This is a genomic window from Aneurinibacillus aneurinilyticus ATCC 12856 (assembly GCF_000466385.1).
Classification (GTDB): domain Bacteria; phylum Bacillota; class Bacilli; order Aneurinibacillales; family Aneurinibacillaceae; genus Aneurinibacillus; species Aneurinibacillus aneurinilyticus.
Genome location: NZ_KE952747.1, coordinates 66805 through 90193, shown reverse-complemented (window position 1 = coordinate 90193; position 23389 = coordinate 66805). Strand labels below are relative to the sequence as shown.

Sequence of the window (23389 nt, the reverse complement as noted above, 5' to 3'; positions counted from 1 at the left end):
AACCGACGCCCGTTTGGGCACGATGTGGTGACGACCCACTCTGAATCGTACTGGATAATCAACACCCTTGAAGAATGAACATATAAAAAGACGCAGCCTTGTCGGTTGCGTCATATACGATTAACGTGAGAAAGAATGCGGTGTGAGCAGAGATGCACGCGAAGATAATAATATCCAAATAATGGTGCTATTAATCAAAATCTCCGGTACAAGGTACGATACGTTATACAGGAAGGAGTACCAGGCGGCATGCATTCCTTCTGGAGCAAAGCTGCCAAACCAGATGATACCAGAGCTGAAATGGCAAAGAAATCGGAGTGAAGCTGCGAGCGTAATGCCGAGTACGGCACGTGTCATAGTAGCTGCTTTACCAGCGGCACCTGAAGCGGCAAACAGACCGGATAAGCCAATGACCGCATAAGGCAGCGGATAATCAAGCAACACCTGGACAGGGTGGACAATAGAGCCTCCGAGCATTAATTTTAGCAATCCTACGATAAGTCCGGCTGTGAGTCCGGCCTTGACTCCACGGCGGAATGAAAGCAATACAATCGGAATCATGACAAGTGAAATGGACCCGCCCTGTGCCCAGAAACCGCCGAACTTTATGAAGCTTAGCGCATAGGCAAGAGTAGCCATAATCGCCGTCTCCAGCATGATAAGCAATTTTTCGTTTCTCATTTTTTCCCCCTTGTTAATCAGTAATTTTGCACAAAAATGGCACTTCCCGCAAAAGAGAAGTGCCTGCGCACAAGTGCCCGAACTTTCCTACGCTGGCATAACCCAGATCAGGTACAGGAGTTTTGAGTGCGGGTACTCAATCTCAGCCGCACAGCGGCACCCCCAGTTCGAAGCAATATGAAAGATGTATGCAATAAGGTTCGATTCATTTTAGCACATTCTTTACCTGTGGCAAAGCAAAAGCGGAAATTCGCAGACAAGCTGATAGATATCCTTTTTTATTTTTTTATGTATAAACTAAAAATATATTATTCTACTTGTCATAAATTCTTTAGTATGATATAACTTCATCTGTCTACCATGCTAAAGGGGGAAACGGAGTTGTTTAACGCAGTTGTTGTGTCTGTGCTTGTTATCGTGCTTCTTTCATTGCTGCGGATTAACGTTATTTTCGCATTAATTGCAGCGGCGGTAACAGCCGGATTTATCGCCGGCCTGCCACTTACCGAGACGATGGCCACGATGATTAAAGGAATGAGCGGGCAGATGGAAACCGCGCTTAGCTATGTGCTGCTCGGAATGTTCGCCGTTATGATTGCCCGTTCCAACATTACAGCTATTCTGGTGAAAAACCTGATTCGTGTGCTTGGAGGCAAGCGGGGCATCCTGCTTGTGACGATCGCGTTTGTGGCCTCGCTGTCACAAAACGCAATCCCGGTACACATCGCATTCATACCGATTTTGATTCCGCCGTTGCTCGGCTTATTTAACCGTATGAAAATAGACCGTCGGGCGGTCGCGTCCGCGCTGACGTTCGGCCTGCAGGCCCCATATATTATGATTCCTGCCGGATTCGGGCTTATCTATCACGGGATTGTAGTCAGAGAGATGGGGAAAAACGGGATGCCTATCGATGTATCGCTGTTTCCGAAAGCGATGCTTATTCCGGGACTTGGCATGGTACTGGGGCTGTTTGTTGCCCTTTTTATTACGTATCGCAAAGAAAGAAAGTATATGAATAAAGAAAATATACTTGCACCTTCAAGCAAAGAAGAAGAGAATGTTTCATTTACTGGTAGGCATGTGCTTACGCTGATAGCAATTGCAGCCGCACTTGGCGTACAGATATGGACAGAGTCCCTTGTTATCGGCACGCTGACCGGAATCCTTCTGATGTTCGGCTTTCGAGTCGTTCGCTGGAAAGAAGGGGATGATGTGGTGCAGCGTGGGGTAGCAATGATGGGGTTTATTGCCTTCGTTATGCTGCTCGCTTCAGGCTATGCATCTGTTTTGCAGGAAACGGGTGCCGTGAAGGAGCTCGTATCCGCCAGTGGCGATATACTGAAAAGCAATCAACTGCTCGCAGCAGCCATAATGCTGCTGGTCGGACTTCTCATTACAATGGGAATTGGTTCTTCATTCGGTACAGTGCCGATTATTGCTGCCATTTATGTACCGCTTTGTTCGGAGCTAGGCTTCTCGGTACTGGCTACCGCTGCGTTAATTGGAACAGCGGGTGCGCTTGGCGATGCAGGTTCACCGGCTTCCGATAGTACGCTTGGTCCTACGTCCGGTCTTAACGCTGATGGGCAGCACCATCATATTTGGGATACGTGCGTACCTACATTTTTACACTACAACATTCCGCTGTTCGTATTCGGCTTAATTGCTGCTATGATATTATAAAAAAAGCGTCGGTCTTTCGCCTGGGTGAAAGCCGACGTTTTTTTGTTGATAAGGGAAATTAGTTTTCACTATGTATATGTTGCTTAGTTTATTCCCATCATAAAATTATACTTTTATTTGGTAAGGAGAATCTCATGGAAGACAGAAGCCAAAGAGTAGACTCTTTAGTTATAGGGATTGACGTTGGCTCAACGACCGTCAAAGCAACCGTAGTGAATCCAAAAAGCAAAGAAATTCTTTGGTCAGACTATCAACGTCACAACACAAAGCAGGCGGAAAAGGTCTTAGAGTTCTTAATCATCATTGGAAATGAATTTCCACACATCAACCAGGAGAACATTCGTGTGTTTATAACAGGCTCTGGCAGTGGTCCGATTGCTGAACACATTGGAGCGAAGTTTGTTCAAGAAGTAAATGCTGTTACGATGGCGGTGGAACATCTTCACCCTGATGTGGGGAGTGTGGTTGAGCTTGGCGGACAGGACGCCAAAATCATCATTTTTAAGGAAAATGAGGAAACAGGAAGCAAGCAGGCATTAACCTCTATGAATGACAAATGTGCATCCGGCACCGGCGCTACAATTGATAAGTGCATGATTAAAGTAGGGATGCCTATGGAGGAAGTGGGCAATCTGCACTTTGATGATACGAAATTGCATCATGTAGCCGCCAAATGCGGTGTATTTGCCGAAACGGATATTGTCAATCTGGTGAAAAGCGGAATTCCTTCCACTGAAATCATGTGCTCTTTAGCAGATGCTATTGTTATGCAGAACTTATCTGTTCTGACTCGTGGAAATACATTACGGCACCGTGTTCTTTTGCTGGGTGGTCCGAATACATATCTACCTTTTCTGCAAGAGTGCTGGCGAAAGCGGATTCCTGACACATGGGAGGAACGAGGATATGATTATCCGAAAGATGTTCCCATTAATGAACTGATTTTTGTGCCTGAGAACTCACAGTACTATGCCGCTTATGGTGCTGTCATGTATGGGATGCATGAACCGGTTGGTGTAGGCCGTTACACAGGGCTTGAAAGTTTAAAGGAATTTATTGCTCATGGCCGGAAGGCGAAACTGGGGGAAAATGCCGGACCTCCTCTGGTAAACAGTGAAAAGGAATTGGAAGCGTTTCGTCAGAACTATCGTATTCCCCGTTTTACACCGGCTACATTCGTACCGGGACAGAAGGTAAGAGCAGTCATCGGCCTTGATGGTGGTTCGACTTCTTCTAAAGCTGTTTTGGTTGATGAAAGCGGCACCATTTTGCTTAAGGAATATCAGCTTTCTAAGGGGAACCCTCTCGAAGATACAAAAGAAATGTTGAAGCGGATTCAAGATAGGGTGACAGGTCAAGGAGCGGAATTAGAAATCATTGGATTTGGCGCTACGGGCTATGCGGCGGACGTTCTGGAGAAAACGTTAAAGGCGGATGTCAATATTGTAGAGACTGTTGCCCATATGATGAGTGCCGTTCACCAATTTGGTGATATCGATGTCATTTGCGATATCGGCGGGCAGGACATCAAGGTCCTCTTTCTCAAAAATGGGGATATTCGCAACTTCAGGCTGTCCAATCAATGTTCCGCCGGAAACGGGATGTTACTGCAAGCCATGGCGGACCAGTTCGGCATTCCGGTTCAGGAGTACGCGGATACAGCCTTTAGCGCTCCGCTTTCTCCTAAATTCTCATACGGCTGTGCTGTATTTCTGGATGCGGATCGGGTGAATTTTCAGAAGGAAGGGTATTCGAAAGAGGAATTGTTGGCTGGTCTGGCCCTCGTATTGCCAAAGAATATATGGCAGTATGTGGTGCAAATTCCACGCATGGCAGAACTGGGACGTAAATTTGTTTTACAGGGAGGAACGCAATACAACTTGGCTGCCGTCAAGGCTCAGGTCGATTATATTAAGGAGCGAGTTCCCGATGCAGAAGTATATGTTCATCCCCATCCAGGAGAAGCAGGAGCGATAGGAGCCGCTATGGAGACGTTGCGTGTTGTAAAGCGTAGGGGATATTCGACGTTTTTGGGGCTGGATGCGGCCATTAACCTGTATTATATGACCCGCAATGATGAATCGACCCGATGCACATTCTGCCCTAACAATTGCAGCCGCACCTTTATCGATTCTCAAACACCAGACGGAAACATGGCTCGCTATATCTCTGGTTTTAGCTGTGAAAAGGGAACCGTAGAAGATAAGGAAGCTGTGATCAAACTGACCAGAGAGCGCCAAGAGCTAAAGAAACATTATCCGAATCTGGTGGAATATGAAGCGCGTCGCATGTTCCAGCATTTCTATGATCCGATGCCGTTGCCTGAACCGAATACGCCGGTGAAGGATGCGCGGTTAAAGCGCTCATGGTTGAGCGGAATGAGGAAAACGCGGCAAAAGCATCATTTCGAGCGTTCTTCCCACGAAGCAATGGAGAGACGAAGCAAGATTCGTATCGGGATTCCCAAGGTGCTTAACATTTGGTCTACCGCCCCTTTTTGGCGCACATATTTCGAGACACTTGGCATCGATCAGCGCAACATTGTGTTCAGCGACTATACAAGCGAGGAGATGTGGCAGGAAGGAGGAAAGTATGGTTCAATCGACCCGTGCTATCCATCAAAAGTAGCTCAGGCCCATGTTCATAATTTGTTGTTTAAATATCATAATGAGAAAAAAGCGCTTGATTATATTTTTTTTCCCTGCATTACACATATTCCAACCCATTTGCATAACGTAATGGATTCGACCAGTTGCCCGATTGTAGCTGGCGCCCCAAATGTGATTAAAGCTGCTTTCACAAAAGAAATCGACTTTTTTGCGGCAAAAGGGATTACGTACCTTGATCCGGCGGTTACTTTTATAGAGCCGAATTTGATGAAGAAACAGTTGTATGAGGCATTCAAGGAATATCTGCAAATTACGGAGGATGAGAGTGATTTTGCTGTGGACGAGGGCTGGAAAGCCATGGAGTTGTTTGATACCGAGATGCAGGAGAAGGGCCGCATGATCCTAGAGCAGGTGGAACAGGAAAATCGTCTTTCTATTCTGATGATTGGACGTCCTTATCACTCCGATCCGGGCCTTAACCATAGCGTATTGGAAGAGTTTCAAGTACTAGGCTATCCCATCATGTCCATGCGCTCTATTCCTAAGGATGAAGCTTGGCTGCGCCGTTTTTTCAAAGACGACCTGAAAAGCGGGCGTGTTGAGTACGCGTTGGAAGTAAGCGATGTGTGGCCGGAAAACTTCAGTTCCAATAGTGTGCAAAAGGTCTGGGCAGCCAAGTTTGCCGCCCGCCATCCCAATGTAGCTGTATTGGACCTATCCAGCTTTAAATGTGGACATGACGCTCCGACCTATGGGCTGATTGATTCGATTATTTCAACGGCAGGTACGCCTTATTCCGCATTGCATGATATTGATGCTAACAAGCCAAGTGGTTCGATTAAAATACGTGTCAAGACGTATGCTCATAGCCTTGGACTTCATGAAGAGCGCCTACAGGATTTGGCCCAGAAAAAAGCGGAATTACAACGCCGCCTTGAGCAAAAACGCGTTGAACTGTTAAGCCAAAAGCAAAGCAAACAAGTTGAATTGTATGAAAATCAGAGTATTTCTCAGGCGGGAAATTAAAAGCATCTATAACTTCATCAAAATAAGGAGAAAAGTACATTATGTCTACCACTAAAAACAAGGAACAATCATGGAAGCATCTTTCTATTGAGAATGAGTTGCGCCTGTTTCAGACGGAGCAGGAAACAGCCTTAGGTTTACAGGAAAAAAAGGATCAGTGGTTTGATCCTGTTCCGCGTAAGTTTTTGCTCAAAGATAAAGCTACCACGACCATTCTCTTCGGGGGATTAACCATGGCTCAAGATTATTTGGTGGGGGGAGCGCTGAAAGGGCTGGGATATCGGGTAGAGCATTTGGACTGCCCGGATAATGAATCGCTTCGTTACGGCAAGGAATTCGGTAATCGAGGACAGTGCAACCCGACGTACTTCACAGTAGGGAATTTAATTAAACATCTTCATCATCTTCGAGATGTGGAAGGGAAGTCAAAGGAGGAAATTGTTCGCAATTACCTGTTCATTACGGCCGGATCTTGTGGTCCTTGCCGATTCGGTACGTATGTCACAGAGTACCGTAAGGCATTGCGCGATGCAGGGTTCGATGGATTCCGGGTTCTCTTGTTCCAACAGCAGGATGGTTTGAAACAGGCGACCGGTGAGGAATCGGCTCTTAAATTGGATGCTTCATTCTTTATCAGCTTTCTGAAGGCTGTTCTCCTGGGAGACATTTTGAATGCAATAGGATACCGTATCCGTCCCTATGAAGTGGACGTAGGTTCGACTGATGCCGCTTTATCCCGCTGCAAACAATATTTGTATGATGCTTTGAGCCAGCGTAAGCAGTTGTTCCCAGCGTTGCGCAGATGTCGCCAGGAACTGCAAGCGATTCGGGTCGACAGAACACAGGTAAAACCGAAAGTAAGTATCATCGGAGAGTTTTGGGCCATGACTACAGAAGGAGATGGCAATTATCAGTTACAGCGCTTTCTAGAGCGGGAAGGTGCTGAGGTTGAAGTACAATCAATTACAGCCTGGATCTTGTACCTTATTTGGGAAGGGCGTTACGATACGCGTAAACGAATGAACCTGCAAGAAGCGGATTCCGGACGTTATGGCCTAAAAGGGAAGAATCCCGCCTTGCGCCTGCTTGTATTAGGATTGGCTGACCGTGCCGTACGAGTAATGTTCCAAGCGTATGCCAGAGCTATCGGTCTGCATGATTATCATTTACCCAACATGGATCAGATTGCCCAGGTTGCCCATGATCATTACAACAACCATTTGCGTGGCGGTGAGGGGCATATGGAAGTAGGGAAGCTCATTCTTAATACGGCAAAAAAGAAAGTAAACATGACCATCTCTGTCAAGCCTTTCGGGTGTATGCCGTCTTCAGGTGTATCTGACGGGGTTCAATCATTGATTACAGAGAAGTATCCTGAAGCCATTTTTCTTCCGATTGAAACAACGGGAGATGGAGCGATTAACGTATACAGCAGAATACAGATGATGCTGTTTAAGGCAAAACAGGCTGCACAGAAGGAGTTTGAAGAAGCCTTAGCAAAAAAAGGCATTACGGTTCAGCAGCTTCAACAAATACCAGGTCAGGCAAAATTTACTCATCCACTGCAAACAAGCCGTCATGTCGTTGCTTGTACGGCGGCAAATACAGTATATGGCATACGCGGTTTTTTTAACTGGATTTCCTTTCGACAGAACAGGGAGAAGATTGAAGGGGTTTAGTAATCACACATCACTATTTTGGGTTAAACGGTTTAGCCTCCAAATATTTTTTGGAGGCTTTTGTAATGGAGAAGACGCCAGCATTTTCTTTGTTTCGTTATGATGCATTTGATAAAGAATGTAGAGAGGGTCGGGATTTTATTAAACACTAAGCAATCGAAAACGGAGAAGCAGTCAGGGGAATACGGAAAGTTGTGAAAGTAGCAGCGGCAATTACGTTCTGTCAATAGTAAACAGTAAATATACAGCAGAGTAAACGGAACGGTGAAATGGAAAAAACCACACGTTTTATTATATGGTTAGAAGTGATTGGATTATTGGCGCTGATAGTTAAAGTGATAGTCATGCTCATTAGCTAATTTTTTCAAACGTTTTATTCATAACATAAAAAGAGGTGTGCAAAAAGATGAACGGTATACGTGGAGCAGCATCATTATTCGGTAATAATAGGGGAATGCGTCAACGTATGATACCAAGATTTAGGAATAAACGTAATAACAGAAACATAATGGCGCTTTCATTGTTAGCTTTAGGCATTGGTGCAACCGTATATGGAATGACAAGAGGCCGCGACAATCGAGGCATGTGGCAACAAGCGACGGAAAATGTTATGGATGATTCAGTTCAAGCGACGCGATCCGGTATGGAAACTGCAGCAGACAGCACCGATGATGTTCTGGATGCCATTGCACAGGCAACAGAAGAAACGGTTGATGCTACAGACACAGTTAGGAATGTAGCGCAAAGCAGTACGTACCGGGATTCATAAAAATCGGAAAATTATTTATTTCTAAATATAGACAAAAAGTAGGGGAGGCTATATGATTAGTATCAAAAGTAAATAATTTAAGGAAAAGGTGCAAATATCAAACGAGTATATTTGCTTAAAAGGGAAGACCGGTGTAATTCCGGCGCGGTCCCGCCACTGTAAATGCAGAGCGACTCTTTCATATGTCACTGTCTAATAACCAGATGGGAAGACGAAGAGAAGCAATGACGCATAAGCCAGGAGACCTGCCTTTTCTGCATATGTTTCCAATTCTTCGGGGGGTGAGAATTAAGAGACGAGTACATGAAGCTACAGTTAGGCATAGGACAGTTCTTATGTTCTGTATTTTTGATGCTTGCGATGCCATCCCTCCATACGGGATGGCTTTTTTAGTGGATTTTTGTTGCTGAGAGATAGGCTAAAGGAATGAAAAGGGATGAACAAAAAATTTCTTGGTAGAATTTGTTGTCTTATTATTCTTGTTTTCTTGATGAGTGGTTGTACATCGACAAAAGAAGAAAAAGTCATTACGAATGTTGCACCGGAGCAGACCGTACAACAGCCTGTAGAAGCCGCTCCGCAGGTGCCGGCAGAAAAGCCTGCAAAAAAAGAAGCGCCTGCCTCTGACATAAATATAAAAGAAAAGAAGAAAGAAGCATCTTCGCCTGTACCTGCAAAGAAGGAACCAGAGCCTAAAAAAGCAGAGAAGGAAAAGCCTGCACCTTCTGCAAAAGAAGCGAGGACAGCGAACGCTTCTACAAAGCCGGCGCCAAAGCAGGAAACTGGTATATACAAAGGGTATAAAGGACCGGTTCAAGGAGAAATCAAGTACAAGGAAGGGACGCCAGCCGCTCAAAACTCCAGTACGCATAAGGCGTCAGGCGATATAGGAAGTCCATATCATGTGCAGTTGTTCGTAACAAAGGATTATGGCCATAAAAAAATGTTTGGCAAGCGGGTTGGATTGGTCAAAGATGAGGTTGGTATGGAAGTTTTGTTCCGTAATCTCGATATTCAGACCGCGTATGGCGGCGGGTTTGTCAATGCAATTAATAATTTGGAATCTCATTATACATTTTTCACTGGATCTGAACGTAAGAAACTTGATTGGTTTTATTGGGTGAACGGAATTTTGGCACCGATTGGCATAGCAGAATATCGGCCTCATCCGGGGGATGTAATCTGGTGGGATTATCACGATTGGTCAACAACAATGTTTATCCCGGGTGTCATTGGCTCATATCCGCAACCGTTTAAAAACGGTTTTGGTGGAAAGAATCCTGGCACCGCCATTATGTATGCAGATGGTTATGAACAGAGTGCACAACAGTTGAAAAAAAGCTTGCAGACAAAAGGAGTAAAGAAAATTGATGTTGTTCCATATGAACCGGGCGCTTTACAAAATCCTAGGAAGTACTACATCTTGATTGGGGCATGGGAACAGCTACAAAAAAACAGCTCAACTCTTGAGAAGATGAATACGAAAAATAAACTTATCGGGGTGTATGTCAAATTCGCTGATGGAAAGCTGCATGCGCTTGATTTTAACGGGAAGGTAATAACATCCTATCAACAAGCAGGAGCCATTTATACGAATGCTGGTGGAATGGGCAGCATTTACCCTTTCTGGCTTATTACCGGCACTGATCGGCAAGGCGTACAACGGGCACTGGATACACTCCTGCATCGGCCTGATTCCATCACACAGCATTTCGGAGCAGTTATAACCGAGAGCGGTATAGAGAATGTACCGTATGTAAATTAATGGGGAGACGGTCAGCTTGAGGGGAAAACAGTGGATATATGTGGTGATGCTCGTTTGCTGCTTTTTTTTATCGCCAACCGGGTGGGCGGCAAATGATACGAAAATTACAGTTGAAGCCGGATATGGCGGGGTGGCGCGCCCAGGTGATATTATGTCTGTTTATGTCACGGTTGAATCCTCACGTTTTGTATCGGGCGAAGTGCAGGTGGAATACGGCGGGAATAAGATGAGCCACAGCCTGGCCAAAGAAGCGGGTACAAAACAAAGTGTATCGTTTTCTATGCCAGTGCTTCCCAATGTGCAGGAAGTCCGGGTGCAATTTTTGGACGCGCAGACCCAGCGGCAGCAGGAAGAAAAAGCATTTATCCGTTTGCTGCCTGCAGAAACAATAATAGTTGGGCTTATAAGTGAGGCCCCGGAGCAACTAGGATATATATCAGAAATGAAGCTTCCATTCCCGGACACATACAACATTGTCCCGGTGCCGCTTTCATTGTCTTCCATTGATCGTGAGGTTGCTGCAATGGATAGTTTGCCTTTTATCATTTTGGATCGTGTGCCGGGAGCGATGTTGACATCTTCCCAGCAAAGTGCCATACAAACCTGGATAGAACGGGGAGGCATGCTTTTGAACGGTTTGCATTCGCCGTTATTTCCATCACTTACGGCACCGCAGGCAATAGGTAAAGGTTATGTTATTCCCATGCAGCAAGAGCTGGCATCGCCAACCGCTCTTTTAACAATGGAGCAGGAAATACACACGCATATAAAACCTGTTCTATTATCCCGTGTATTACAGGGACAGCAGATTACAAATCGTGCAAGTGTGCTTGGAGACATGCAGGCGGTAGCTGCTCGCTTGCTGCAGCCTGCATATAAGCTAGGCGTTGCGATTGTTATTGTACTTGCCACATATGTACTGTGTATAGCAGGAAGCATCCGAATATACAGGCATGTTCGCTGGTATACAGCTATCATTATTACAGGAGGCAGCTTGTTGTTTCTGTTATGGGGAGCGGTAGAAGGAATGTATGGCAGCCGTCAGGTTGCGGCGCGAATCGTCGTACATGGAGCAGGCGAAACCGCCCATGAATGGGTGGCTATTTATCCGCAGCAGGCAAAGCCGCTGACGGTTCAGTTACCAGATGCAGACTGGATTGCTGATATGGGAAGAACGGCTACTAAGGTGGATGGAATGGAGAAACTTCTTTCCTATCAATCTGATGGGCCTCATCTTTTGTACAATCAATCCAGCAAAGCTGACAAAGGGAATGCTAGTGAAGCATCTGTACTGAAAGTTGAAGCAAATACGGTTACAGGAACCATTCAAAATCCACGGATCGATTCACTACAACATAGCTTTTTACTAATAGGGGACACTGTAATTCCGACAAGGGAGGTGGAAGGGAAGGAGAGGCTTCGCATTGAGTACCGATTAAATCATGCCCTTCGTCATATGGGAGATTATGAACGTACAGAATACATTAAGCGGGTTGTGCCGTTAACGAACAGTGAACAGGCATTATATGATACGTATGTTACTGCATTGCGGGCATCTGGCTGGGATGCACTGTGGTTCGGGTTTGTGAAGGAAGAGCGGCAAGTAGAACTAAATGGAAAAAAACAGCATATGCTCACACATACCTTGCATGTGTATCCCCTCTCCTTGGATTCTGCTTCTTATCCATCAGGAGTGATTTCACCCGTTGTTTACAATGGACCAGACACGCCTACAGCATATGAGCAAGAGATAGGGAGGGATAAGCCTGTTGTGTGGTATTATTCTGCGCCAGCCCTACCGCCGCAAACCAGATTCGCCATTCAAACAAAGGATGAGACAGACGCAATATCATATCAAATATACAATTATGAATCCACGGCGTGGGAGAATGTACAATCTGATTGGACATTATTAGCGCCATATGTCCGGAATGGCCCGCTCATGGTAAAAGCGAATGGTGAGGGACGGGTTTTTACACCGTCTATCGAAATCGGGGAGGAGCGGAAGAGATGAAACAAAACGGTCTCCGGCCTGAAGCGGTGAGCTGGTATACAGGAATGCTTGCACTGACACTAATTGCTGTATTATTCGGTCTGATTTTTTCTGAAGAAGGGTACAATCCTGCTCGGCTTCATCTGGGATACGCTTATATAACAGGCATACAATTTTGTTTGTTGACCGCTTTTTTTCCATTTTTATACGAAAACAATCGTGAGCAGAATCGTTCGATATGGAAGCTTGGGTATAAGTTTGTACAACCCGTATGCTTACTTGTAGGCGCGGCTTTGCCGATTTACCTGGCGTATTTTGTTATCTGGGGTAGGGTGCCTGCGTCGTTTGGAACTATACTGGGTGTTGAAGTGAGCTGGGGAATCGCACTTGCTGGTTTGCAACAAGCGTCTGTTCATACAAGACCGTTTCCCATACGGTATTTTTTTCGAATGATGCTGTTCAGCGGAAGTGTACTGCTTATAAGCATACTCTTTTTGTCTGTTTATGTAGCATATGAGCAGGCGGTGATTACGACTGTATTTGACAAAGATATTCCGCTTCTGTTCTTTATTAACCCATTGCTTGTGCTTGGCGGTCTGCTTTATGAACCGATAGGCGGCAATCAACTCGGCAGTCTTCCTGTTATAATAACTTGTCTGTTCTCGGTCGTATTTGGCACGTTTTTCTATTTTTGTGCCTATGTAAAACAGCGAGCCACAGCAGGAAAGGAGCGGAAATATGCCGCGAGATGAATATATTGACAGAGCGCTCAGTCGTATGCGGTGGAAACTGTGGCAAAATCGAATGGTGCAAGCTATGTGTGTCGGAGCAGTCGCTAGTGGAATATGGATATTGACAATAGGGGGCATCTCGCTCTTTATTCCGCTTTTATACAGCGGAACGAAGGCTTGGGTGGGGAGTGCTGTGTTATTTGGAGGAAGCCTGCTATATAGTGCATGTCGCCGACCTTCCTTGCGTGATGCGGCCATATGCGGAGATGCGCTTGGTATGGAGGATCGGCTTATTACGTATTTGGAATATAGGCACTGTGATTCCCCTATGATTTTGCTGTTCATTGAAGAAACAAAGAAGGCACTCAGCGTTGTACAGCCGGTAGCCCATTGGCATATGTGCCTGAATAAAAAATGGCTCACCTATGCTGTCATCCTGCTGCTTGTCGGTATCTCAGCCTGGTTTGTACCAGCCCCTGCCCGTGAAGCTGCTAGTGATAGGGAAAAGATAGACAAAAGAATTCAAGCTGAACGCGAGCATGTACAGAAGTTGCGAAATGATATTTCTGCAGCAGCAGAAATACATAATATACAGCAAATGGAAAAAACGCTTGCAAGCCTGCAGGGGGAGCTTGCGCATTCGACCTCGTATCAGGAAGCTGCAAAGGCAGTGGCTGATGCCAAAAAAGCGATTGTACAGGGAAATGCTCAAGGCTCTGGCCCCCTTGCGTCAGTAGCATATGCAATGTTGCAAGGTACTGATTTTCCTGACACAGGAATGTCACGTACAGAAATGATGCAATGGGCCCGCAGTTTGACGGGAAATGATCAAGTTCCTTTTCCTAATGGAGTGCAGCAAAAGATGTTGCAAAATGTGGAGAAAATCAAGAAAGATCTGAACAGCTCACCGGTTCCCGACGCGCTACAGTCAGCATATGAACAGTTGCAGAATCACCAAATGACTCCTTCTGATTTAGAAAAACTATTGGATGTACAGTCGCAAGTAGGGATGCCTGCACCGGAGACAGAAAAAATTGCCGGGAAATTGGAACAGATTCAAGAACGGTTATTGGCGCTCGATGCTACTGCAAGTGAAGGAAAGGCAGGCGAAACCCCTGTTTCTTCTCTTGCATTTGGAAATCAGAGCGGTTTGACGAATGGTGAACAAGTACATACAAACGGAACGGAGGCGATAGCGGCAGGAGGAGGCGGGATGCAGGTGCGGCAAAGTTCAAATGGGACAGGCGGTTTTGGCTCAGCAGGCCAGCACAAACCTGCTACACATCCACATAACATGGTGAAAGGAGAAGAAGCCACACGCCTCGCTGGCACGTCTTCCCCATCCTTGCTACGTGGAAGCCTGGGAAAGGAAGGAGACATTCGTGAGCGGGAAGCTGTTAATGTGTGGGCCGAGTCTGGCGGGAGCGGTCCCCTCGGACAAGCGTGGGCTACGTTTCAAAAGAACGGAATGGAATATGTAAATCGACAGGATATTCCACTGGCGCGTGAACAAGTAATAGAGCATTATTTTGCACAGTTGAGTGGAGGGAAAGAACGTGTCGCTGGAAGAGATTCAAACGTTTCAAAAAATGTTTCGCATGATTGAACAAGAAGTAAATCAAGCTGTGATAGGACAGGGAAAAATTGTGCATGACCTGCTGCTTGCGGCTGTGGCGGGGGGGAATGTGCTGCTTGAAGGAGCACCGGGCCTTGGAAAAACCCGGTTGGCGAAAACGCTGGCGGCAGCGCTTGATGTATCATACGCACGTATTCAGTTTACGCCTGATTTAATGCCGACAGATATTACGGGTACGATGGTGGCAGAGCAGCGGAATGGAGAGATACGGTTTCGGTTTCAAAAGGGTCCCCTGTTTCATTCTATTATACTGGCAGATGAGATTAATCGGGCTTCTCCCAAAACACAGAGCGCATTATTAGAAGCAATGGAAGAAAAGACAGTAACTATAGGGAATGAGACATACGTATTGCCACACGTATTTTTTGTGTTGGCTACACAAAATCCGCTGGAAATGGAAGGAACATTCCCACTGCCAGAAGCGCAGCTTGATCGTTTCATGATGAAATTGAAGCTGACGATGCCTGGTATGGAAGCTTTGTTGCATGTGCTGGATATGACGACCGGTCAATATGAAGCGCCGTCAACCCGCAAAGTGCTTAACGCTCAGCAACTACAGCAGATGCGCCAGGCTGCATTTAGCACTCCTGCCGCCGAAGAGGTAAGGCGATACGCTGTACGCCTTGTTATGGAAACACATCCCGAGCATAGCAGCAGCGAATTGGTACGTAAGCATGTAATATCAGGCGCCAGTTTGCGGGGGGCGCAAGCGCTGTTAATGGGAGCAAAAATACAGGCACTTGCAGCAGGGCGGTATCATGTGACCCGGCAAGACATTGCGAATCTGGCTATTCCTTGCCTGTCTCACCGGCTGTTTCTTCGCTATCCTGGTGCTGCTAGGCAAGTACGTGTAGAAGACATTATCGAACAATTGGTGTTGAAGGTGGAATAGAAGATGGATGACTTTTTGGCGAGTCTGACAGGGCTTATGTTCGTTCGTAAGCATCTACATTCGGCATTTGACGCCAAAAGCAGAAGAAATGCTCGTCTTACTAGTACAGAAGATGTTATCGGACACCGTCTCTATGCTCCTGGGGATGATGTCCGCAGCGTGGATTGGAACGCTTATGCACGAACCGGTCAATTGCACGTTCGTCAGAGCATGGAGGAAGGTCATGCCCGTCTTACCATTTGGCTTGATAATAGCGCCTCCATGGAGGTGACAGCCGAGAAGTGGAAGGTTGCGCGCCAAGTGGCTATCGGCTGTGCCCATGTGGCGCTACAGCAGGGGGAATGGGTGCGTATCATATGTTTAACGGCCGGGGATGTTCTATATGAAGGAAGAGGGGAAGCAAATAGGTTGGTGCAAGAGATACTCACACTGTCGGCAGCTGGAGTAGCTGATTACACCGTGCTTGAAAAGATAAGGGCACATGAGACAAACATTATTATTTCCGATTTTTTTGAATGCGAATTCATTCATGTATTCCAGAATACAAAAGGGGATAGCCATGATGTACGTATCATACATATTTTAGCGAGTGCAGAGATGAGCGTACCTTCAGGAGAGAGTCTTCTGCTAGTGGATCGGGAAACGGGAAGGGAACAGAAGGTGGAAATGACGTCCGGCATGAAGTATGCCTACGAAAAAAAGATGCGGCATTTTTTGCTGTCATGTGCTGAAGCATGCCATTCGCATGATGCAATGTATATACAAGGAACGGATGAAATGAATCCGCTCGATTTGCTGTCCGACATACTGGAGGGAAGATAGGATGTCATTTTTACATCCGGCAGCGCTGTTCCTTCTTCTTACTGTTCCGTTTGTATGGCTGCTTCATCATGAAAAAAAGAGAACCGTTTCCGTAGAAGTATCGCATCTGAAGTTTTGGGATGAGATTGTAGCACAGAGCAAAAAGAAGGTGCAATGGCGTTCTCCTATTCTTCTATTGCGGTTATTGCTAGCTGTATTGTTTGTTCTTGCATGGGCAGGACCTGTACCTGATCCAATAGACAAGGCTCCAGAGCAAGTAACGGTTACACGTGCCACGTATAATTACCATACGAATACCGTAATTTATCAAGTTGTCAATCATACTGAAGAAGAGCATAAGATTCAGCTTTCCTTAACGAAAGGAGAGACGGCAACGGCTCAGGCGGTACAGCTTAAGCCACAGGCTGCTCAAAATGTGTCGTTTTCTGTAGGAAAGGCCGGGGAAGGTGCTCTGCGTTTATCCTGGCAGATCGATGGTGAAAAGTGGAGCACACGACCGGAACTGGATATCATGCCAGGCGATACAGAACGCAAAAAAATTTTAGTGCTTGGCGGAAATACTTTTGTGCATGAAGCGCTGCATAGTCTCCCTTATGTTGAAGTGACGGAATCCCCTTCTTGGGAGCAGGCGGATAAAACGATATTATACGATTTATACATTATTGGTGATATTGGCACAAAGCCGGATGTACCAACAGGTGCAAAAGTATGGTGGCTCAATTATCCGGCTAAAGGGATGCCGGAAACCGACGTGAAGCAGGCTGCTATTCATGTGCTTGCACCGTTATTTTTCAAGCATATTGATGTTGGGCAGATGGATTGGCGCGGTTTTCAACCCATGCAAGTTCCGGAGAATGCTGTTCCTTTCGTTGAAAAGGCAAACCAGCCTGTTGTAGCTGCGCTAACGGAAGCGCCGGGTAAACAGGTGTACATGGCTATGCGCTGGCAGGAGACCGATTTGCCGTTACAACTTGCTTTTCCGGTATTTGTGGAAAATGTAGTGTCCTGGTTTTTTGATATGGAACAACCTGGACAGTTCGTCAAGCAGCCTTCTGTTTCTGAATACTCTGCACATTATGAGCAGGCAGTGCTCTGGCGAACGTGGATGCTTGTTTGCATATTTGGATTGCTTCTTCTTGAGTGGTTATTATCTGTACGCTATATGCATGAAAAGCGAACGATAATTTGGAAGTGCATACGAGTGGCTAGCCTTGTTGGTGTTTTACTGGCAGCAGTTGGAATGCACGTCATATGGGATACGAAGCGGGCAGCGACGATTTTTTTAATTGATCGTTCGCTTAGTATGGCTTCCTCCCAAAAAGAAGTAGAAATGTACATACAAAGTATGTTACGGCAAAAAGCTGCCCGTGATGATGTTGCCGTTCTTTCGTTTGGGGCAGAGCCGATGGTTGATGTGCCGCTACAGCGCAAACCTGTGCTGAATGGGTTTCAGACGAATCCAAATCCTCATTTTACAAATCTCGAAAAAGCGATAGACACCGCGTTGAAAATATTTCCGGAGAATGCGGCCCGCCGTCTGGTCATTGTCTCGGACGGAGGAGAGAATGCGGGGCAGATGCTGAATGTCGCGGAGCAGATGAAACAGAAACGGGTGCAAACGCTATGGTGGCGAACGCCGCAAAAAGGCGCGCCTGATGTGCAGTTACAACGGCTTACATTGCCTTCCTTTGCGTATCATGCCGAGCGTCTGCCATTGACTGCAGATATTGTAAGCAATTACGAAGCGGATGGTGTATTCACATTGACGGAGGGAGACCACCTTGTATTAAAGCAAAACATCCATGTGGTACCAGGGAGCAATACATTTGTTTTTTCGCTTCCGGCATCTGAGAGGGCAGCCGCACATCAGTATACCGGCCAGATTGAATTCGCAGGAGACACCCTGACAAACGATAACGTTCGTTCCGTATCTGTCACGCAAAAACGTACGGCCCGTGTACTTCTGGTCGGTGAAGAAAAAGACATTGGGCCATTAAGCAGTTTAATGACCGGCATGGATATACAGTATACATCTGTCCGGCCGCATATGATGCCGCGTACTGTTGAACAGCTTGTGCCGTATGATGCCATATTTTTGGTCAATGCACCGCGTTATGAGTTTCCGCCCGGTGCAGAGCAATCGCTTGAAACGGTTGTCCGCGCTCAAGGTACGGGATTGTTCGTAGTCGGAGGAGAGCGCAGCTTTGCGCTCGGAGGCTACAAGGATACGCTTCTGGAAGCGATGTTGCCAGTACAAGCAACGATGAAAGACAATAAAAAGCATCCGGCGACCGGGCTATTGTTGCTAATTGATGCATCGGGAAGTATGGAGGAAAAAAGCGATGGAATTGCAAAAATTGAGATGGCCAAAGAGGCAGCTATACGTGCGCTTGAAGCGCTGGAATCAGATGATTATGTTGGCGTTGTGGCATTTTCCGATGCGGTTGAATGGCTTGTGCCGTTTGGTGCTGTGGGAAACAAGGAAATGGCGGCGAAGAAAATCGGACAGCTGCGGGCAGGTGGCGGTACCGTCATCATTCCAGCGTTAAATGATGCATTACAAATGCTTGAACGTACACCTATCCGTATCAAGCATATGGTGCTTTTGACAGATGGGCAGGGAGAACTGGATGGATACGGGCCTTATATTGAAAAGATGAAGCAGCACGGTATTACGTTATCGACAGCAGCAATCGGGCAGGATGCTGCTGAAACAATGCTAAATGCATTGGCCCGCTCTACAGGCGGACGGACATATTCAGTACAAAACGTAGCGAGCTTGCCGACGATTTTTTCTTACGAAGCTTATACAGCGACCGGTCGCTATGTAAATCATGGAACGTTTATTCCGCGAATTGTACAGGATGCTCCATATTTTCCGCCGCGTCAGTTTCCTCCATTGGCCGGATATACAGGAACCGGGATAAAGGACAATGCCTCCTTGTTACTGCAAAGTGAAAAAGGCGATCCGATTCTGGCTACCTGGAGATATGGTCTGGGAAATGTGGCGGCATGGACGTCCGATCTAAATGGTGGCTGGAGTGCTGCATGGCTGTCATGGCCACAATTTCAACAGCAGTGGACAGCGCTCATTAATTGGGGGCTTGCACATAGGGATGATGGGGTTATACGAATGCAGGCGATACAGGAAGACGAACAATTGCAAGTAGATGTGTCGCTGGCATCGTCTAATACGACTTCGCATGTAATGGTTATGGGTCCAGCAGGGGTATTTTCTTTACCGCTGCAAGCGGTTGGCGAACGTTTGTATCGTGGTACCGTCGAACTGAAGGAGCCGGGAAACTATTCGCTTGTGGCGACTGTACAGCAACAGGGCACAATTGTGGGACAAACGAAAACATTGTTCACATTTACCGGTTCTGAGTATGTTTCCCCTGATCCCAATCAGGAAAGAAAACTGGCAGCATTTATGCGGATCATCGGGGGCCGCTGGGTAGACGAGAAAGAGAATGTATTCATCTCTCCGGTGCTACCGATTAAGGCACCAAATCCACTGATAGATATTCTTCTGCCGTTTCTTCTTATGCTGTTTTATATTGATATCGCTTTACGTAAATCATCATGGAAAATGTGGAAACAAAAAAGGAGTGAAAACTGTGCGTAGTGTATATCAAACAAAATTTTGGCGTTTGCTGCTTGCCATTATCGTAGTCGCATCCTTTGCAATTGCTCCAAATATAGAGGCGGCTACATCCATTGTTACACGCGACGAAGTGAAAACTGCCGCAAATAAAACGATTCAATATTATCACAATACGTATAAAAAGAAAGAATTTGCAGGCATTCTGGATTGGCCCGCGCTTGGGCTGTTTGCATTTGGGGAAGATGTAAGCGGACCAAAATGGACAGTCAACGGTAAAAACGGTGCATTTTGGCGTGAGCAGCAGGTAAGGACTGGCGTAAACCTGTCCAAGACAAAGAACACGGATTATCAGCGTACGATTATCGGAGTGGTAGCAGCCGGTAAAGATCCGCGTAATTTTGGGGGAGTAAATCTTGTTGAGACGGTAAAAAACACGATGCTTGCGAACGGTCATTTCGCCGATTCGGTAGCTGATAACAAGACAGGAAAGCCGGTTGGAAACGAGCTTGTAAACGCACATATTTTTGGCATTATTGCGCTGCATGTAGCAGGGGAGCCTATTCCGAACAAAAAGAAGGCAACAGAATGGCTTGTGGCACAGCAGCATCATGATGGCGGTTTTACATGGGATGTGAAGTATTTTGATGATCCGGCGGATTATCAATTAATTGAATCCGATGTTGATATGACAGCGGCCGCATTGATGGCCTTTGCGATTCTTGGGCTTGATGAGCAGCACCCAGCTGTTGCCCGCGCGTTTGATTTTTTGAAGAAAAAGCAGTTGGCGAACGGTGGTTTTGATTCATGGGGGACTGAAAATCCGGAAAGCTGCGCATGGGTAATTCAGGCGATTCGTCTGCATGGACAAGATCCATTGGGACCGGCATGGACGAAGCCGTCCGGCGGCAATCCGGTCAGTGCCATGCTCCGCTTTCAGGTAGCGGACGGCAGCTTTACGCATGTATTAAGTGAGGAGGATGCACTCCCGGTGTACCAGAATAGTATGTCCACTGAACAGGCGCTATACGGTATGGCAGATGCCTATAATCCGAAAGCTGCGTACACCATGCTACATGAGAAATATCGCCCGACAGCGGAAAAAAATATGTTTACCGACTATAAGCCGGGACAGTTTGGTTTTACGGAAACGATGCGGCTCGTCTATGAAAATGGGATCTCAGGCTATACAGATCGAACATTCAAGCCGGAAAAAGTACTGACATGCGCAGAGCTGGAGCAATGGCTTTCGCAGTTATTTACAAAGGCGGTTGCTGTAACTGGAAAAAATGAGCCGGTAACCGGAGAGCAATTCATGGAGCTTATCGGCAAGGCGAATGGAGCCGTAGCGGCAAATCCGGCTGGTTATGTGGAGCAGGCAAAGCAAAAGGGCTGGCTGTATGCAGGATTTGATGCAAAAAAGCCGGTGAATCGTGCACAAGCAATGTGGAGTCTTGCGCAGGTCAAGAAATAAAAGTAAAGGAGGGGGTTACACATGAAAAGTAGAGTATGGAAAAGTATTTTCTCGCTTTTGCTGACCATTTCTATGGTGCTTGGTCTGCTGCCGTCCAGTATGGCGGCAGCAGAAGCAAACGGGAATTCCCATACCATTACCATTCAGCATGCGCCTTCTGTCATCAAAGTGGGTGACAAACCTGTTCTGCAAGCCAGGGTGCTTGATGCGAATGGGGACGAGCTAAGTGAAGAAGCTGTTGTCTGGAGCACCGACAATCCAGAATGTGCTGCGTTTACCCCGCAACACCCGGGAAAGCTTTTGACATTGAAAGAGGGAACTATCTCGGTTACGGCGTCTCTAGAAAGCAACCAAACCATACGAGATACGATTGATATAAAGGTAGAACCGAATATTAAAGAAGTATATATGCGGATAGAAGGTTATGACCGGACCATATTTCCACGAACAAAGGTGCAAATTCCGCTATATGATATTTCCGCAGATTTGGGAAAGGCATCCGGTTCGTCATCGGGAACATCAAATGGCTGGTCGGTAGATAAATTTAACAATCCGACAAATGCCCATGCCATCGTCAAGGTTTTGCGTGATTTGGGGATGAGTCAAATAAAGGATAATGAGGAAGATGCGCCCGATAAGTTTGATTTTCAGGATTATGGCTGGGGGCTGTACATTGCGATGATCGGCGGCGATCGTGAATTTGATCATAGCGGGATGTCCGGATGGATGTATGCGGTTAATGATACGCTGCCTTCAGTAGGCTCTCAGGGGCGAGATTTAGAAGATGGGGATGACATTGTTTGGTACTATGGCGCCTTTGGTTTTGACAACGTATATACGAAAATTTCCGCCAATAAAACGCATGTGCAAATGGGAGAAGAGGTACGGATGAAGCTTACAGGAGCTTCATCCATGGATGGACTGGGCAATGATAAAGTATTTTTGCCTGTGTCCAATGCTACCATTCTTATCAAAGAAGGAGGAGCTGAATACAAGGGGAAGGAACCAGCCGTGATAACAGATGAAAAAGGAGAAGCAACATTAGTATTTAATAAGCCCGGAACGTATGAGATTTCCGCTGTACGATACCGGGCAAATGAAAGTTATGGGGAAGAGACGATTGATATTGTCCGTCCCTATCCAGTTACAATCACGGTTGCTTCACCCTAGCTAAAGCGATTCGGGAACACAGATGATAGAGAGCGAAGGGGAGATGGGGAATGAGAATATGGCGTAAAATACATGCCATTTTCATAGCAACAATACTAGCGTTTACGTCCTTTGGAATCGCAACACAACATGTAGCATCAGCAGCGAGGCAAGCGATATGTATCGACTGGCGAGACCTATCGATGGACGAGCTTGCGGCATTTACGACAGGAGATACGCTTGCCCTGACAACACAGGACACGATAGGTTTGTCCAATGTTGCCTACCTACAAAATACAGCGAGGCCGCTGCAACAGCAAAGCGGCCAGCCATTAGAGCAACAAGTACGCGATTCGATTGAACGGGCCACCAGGCAGGTAGCAGAAGAAACAGAAATGAATCATTCGATGGGAGACTGGCAGGCACTAGCGCTGGCGCGTGCCGGCAAGCAGGTGCCAGCATGGTACTTAGAGGGGAAGAAGGGAGTAGTAAAGCAGTATCCGGATGAGCGGCCTGAGCGAAAAAAAATTACGGATTATGAACGCATGACATTGGGTGTTATTGCTGCCGGAGGCGATCCGCAAACATTCGGCGGCTATAGCATGCTTGAAAAAATTTATAACAGTGAAGATTACACGCCCAAAAAGGGAAAGCCTCAAGATTATATGACGCGTCAAGGAACGAACGGGGTCATTTTTGCCCTGATCGCGCTGGACAGCGGTAATTTTGAGGTGCCGGCCGATGCGCGCTGGACGCGGGAAAAGCTTGTGCAGTGGCTGCTTGAGCAGCAAACGAAAACAGGCGGCTGGCGGCTTGGTACACAGGAGCAGTCCAAGCCGGGCGATGTGGACATGACCGCGATGGCTTTAATCGCCC

The 23389-nt window shown here is 46.6% G+C and carries 14 protein-coding genes, 1 pseudogene and 2 riboswitches; of the genes and pseudogenes, 14 read left to right on the top strand and 1 reads right to left on the bottom strand.

The window, feature by feature from the left end; translation table 11 throughout:
* Positions 1–120 precede the first annotated feature (120 nt).
* A complete protein-coding gene (gene thiT, locus HMPREF0083_RS08080) occupies positions 121–681 on the bottom strand; it encodes an energy-coupled thiamine transporter ThiT (RefSeq protein ID WP_021620719.1) in 561 nt (186 codons plus the stop codon).
* A gap of 67 nt (positions 682–748) precedes the next feature.
* Positions 749–855: riboswitch (TPP riboswitch) on the bottom strand.
* Positions 856–1041: 186 nt separating this feature from the next.
* On the opposite strand from thiT, the gene HMPREF0083_RS08075 reads away from it, so the two are divergent.
* The 14 genes and pseudogenes from HMPREF0083_RS08075 to HMPREF0083_RS26275 all read left to right on the top strand — a co-directional run.
* Positions 1042–2367: a Na+/H+ antiporter family protein gene (locus HMPREF0083_RS08075; RefSeq protein WP_021620718.1), complete on the top strand. Its 1326-nt coding sequence runs from the start codon at positions 1042–1044 to the stop codon at positions 2365–2367.
* A 134-nt stretch (positions 2368–2501) separates the two neighbouring features.
* Positions 2502–6002 carry a BadF/BadG/BcrA/BcrD ATPase family protein gene (locus tag HMPREF0083_RS08070; RefSeq protein ID WP_021620717.1) on the top strand — a complete coding sequence of 1167 codons (3501 nt, stop codon included), beginning with the start codon at positions 2502–2504 and terminating at the stop codon, positions 6000–6002.
* Positions 6003–6043: 41 nt separating this feature from the next.
* Positions 6044–7681, top strand: coding sequence for a hypothetical protein (locus tag HMPREF0083_RS08065; protein WP_021620716.1), 1638 nt, complete (start codon positions 6044–6046; stop codon positions 7679–7681).
* 406 nt (positions 7682–8087) lie between these two features.
* Positions 8088–8450 carry a hypothetical protein gene (locus HMPREF0083_RS08060; RefSeq protein ID WP_021620715.1) on the top strand — a complete coding sequence of 121 codons (363 nt, stop codon included), beginning with the start codon at positions 8088–8090 and terminating at the stop codon, positions 8448–8450.
* 69 nt (positions 8451–8519) lie between these two features.
* A riboswitch (cobalamin riboswitch) is annotated at positions 8520–8717 on the top strand.
* 169 nt (positions 8718–8886) lie between these two features.
* Complete coding sequence (locus tag HMPREF0083_RS08055; RefSeq protein ID WP_021620713.1) at positions 8887–10215, top strand: DUF4430 domain-containing protein; 1329 nt, start codon at positions 8887–8889, stop codon at positions 10213–10215.
* Positions 10216–10231: 16 nt separating this feature from the next.
* Positions 10232–12229, top strand: coding sequence for a hypothetical protein (locus HMPREF0083_RS08050; protein ID WP_040301989.1), 1998 nt, complete (start codon positions 10232–10234; stop codon positions 12227–12229).
* The gene (locus HMPREF0083_RS08045; protein WP_021620711.1) at positions 12226–12960 is read left to right on the top strand and encodes a hypothetical protein; all 735 of its coding nucleotides are present in this window, start codon (positions 12226–12228) and stop codon (positions 12958–12960) included. The genes HMPREF0083_RS08050 and HMPREF0083_RS08045 overlap by 4 nt, the downstream gene beginning before the upstream one ends.
* Positions 12947–14545 carry a hypothetical protein gene (locus HMPREF0083_RS08040; RefSeq protein ID WP_021620710.1) on the top strand — a complete coding sequence of 533 codons (1599 nt, stop codon included), beginning with the start codon at positions 12947–12949 and terminating at the stop codon, positions 14543–14545. The genes HMPREF0083_RS08045 and HMPREF0083_RS08040 overlap by 14 nt, the downstream gene beginning before the upstream one ends.
* The gene (locus HMPREF0083_RS08035) at positions 14496–15467 is read left to right on the top strand and encodes an AAA family ATPase (RefSeq protein WP_245191324.1); all 972 of its coding nucleotides are present in this window, start codon (positions 14496–14498) and stop codon (positions 15465–15467) included. Before HMPREF0083_RS08040 ends, HMPREF0083_RS08035 begins: the two co-directional genes overlap by 50 nt.
* A gap of 3 nt (positions 15468–15470) precedes the next feature.
* Complete coding sequence (locus tag HMPREF0083_RS08030) at positions 15471–16289, top strand: DUF58 domain-containing protein (RefSeq protein ID WP_021620708.1); 819 nt, start codon at positions 15471–15473, stop codon at positions 16287–16289.
* Position 16290: 1 nt separating this feature from the next.
* A complete protein-coding gene (locus HMPREF0083_RS08025; protein ID WP_021620707.1) occupies positions 16291–19914 on the top strand; it encodes a VWA domain-containing protein in 3624 nt (1207 codons plus the stop codon).
* Complete coding sequence (locus HMPREF0083_RS26280) at positions 19907–21364, top strand: prenyltransferase/squalene oxidase repeat-containing protein (RefSeq protein ID WP_051354580.1); 1458 nt, start codon at positions 19907–19909, stop codon at positions 21362–21364. Before HMPREF0083_RS08025 ends, HMPREF0083_RS26280 begins: the two co-directional genes overlap by 8 nt.
* A 21-nt stretch (positions 21365–21385) precedes the next feature.
* Complete coding sequence (locus tag HMPREF0083_RS08015; protein ID WP_021620705.1) at positions 21386–22534, top strand: DUF4430 domain-containing protein; 1149 nt, start codon at positions 21386–21388, stop codon at positions 22532–22534.
* 50 nt (positions 22535–22584) lie between these two features.
* Positions 22585–23389: pseudogene (locus tag HMPREF0083_RS26275) on the top strand (hypothetical protein); the annotation flags it as partial.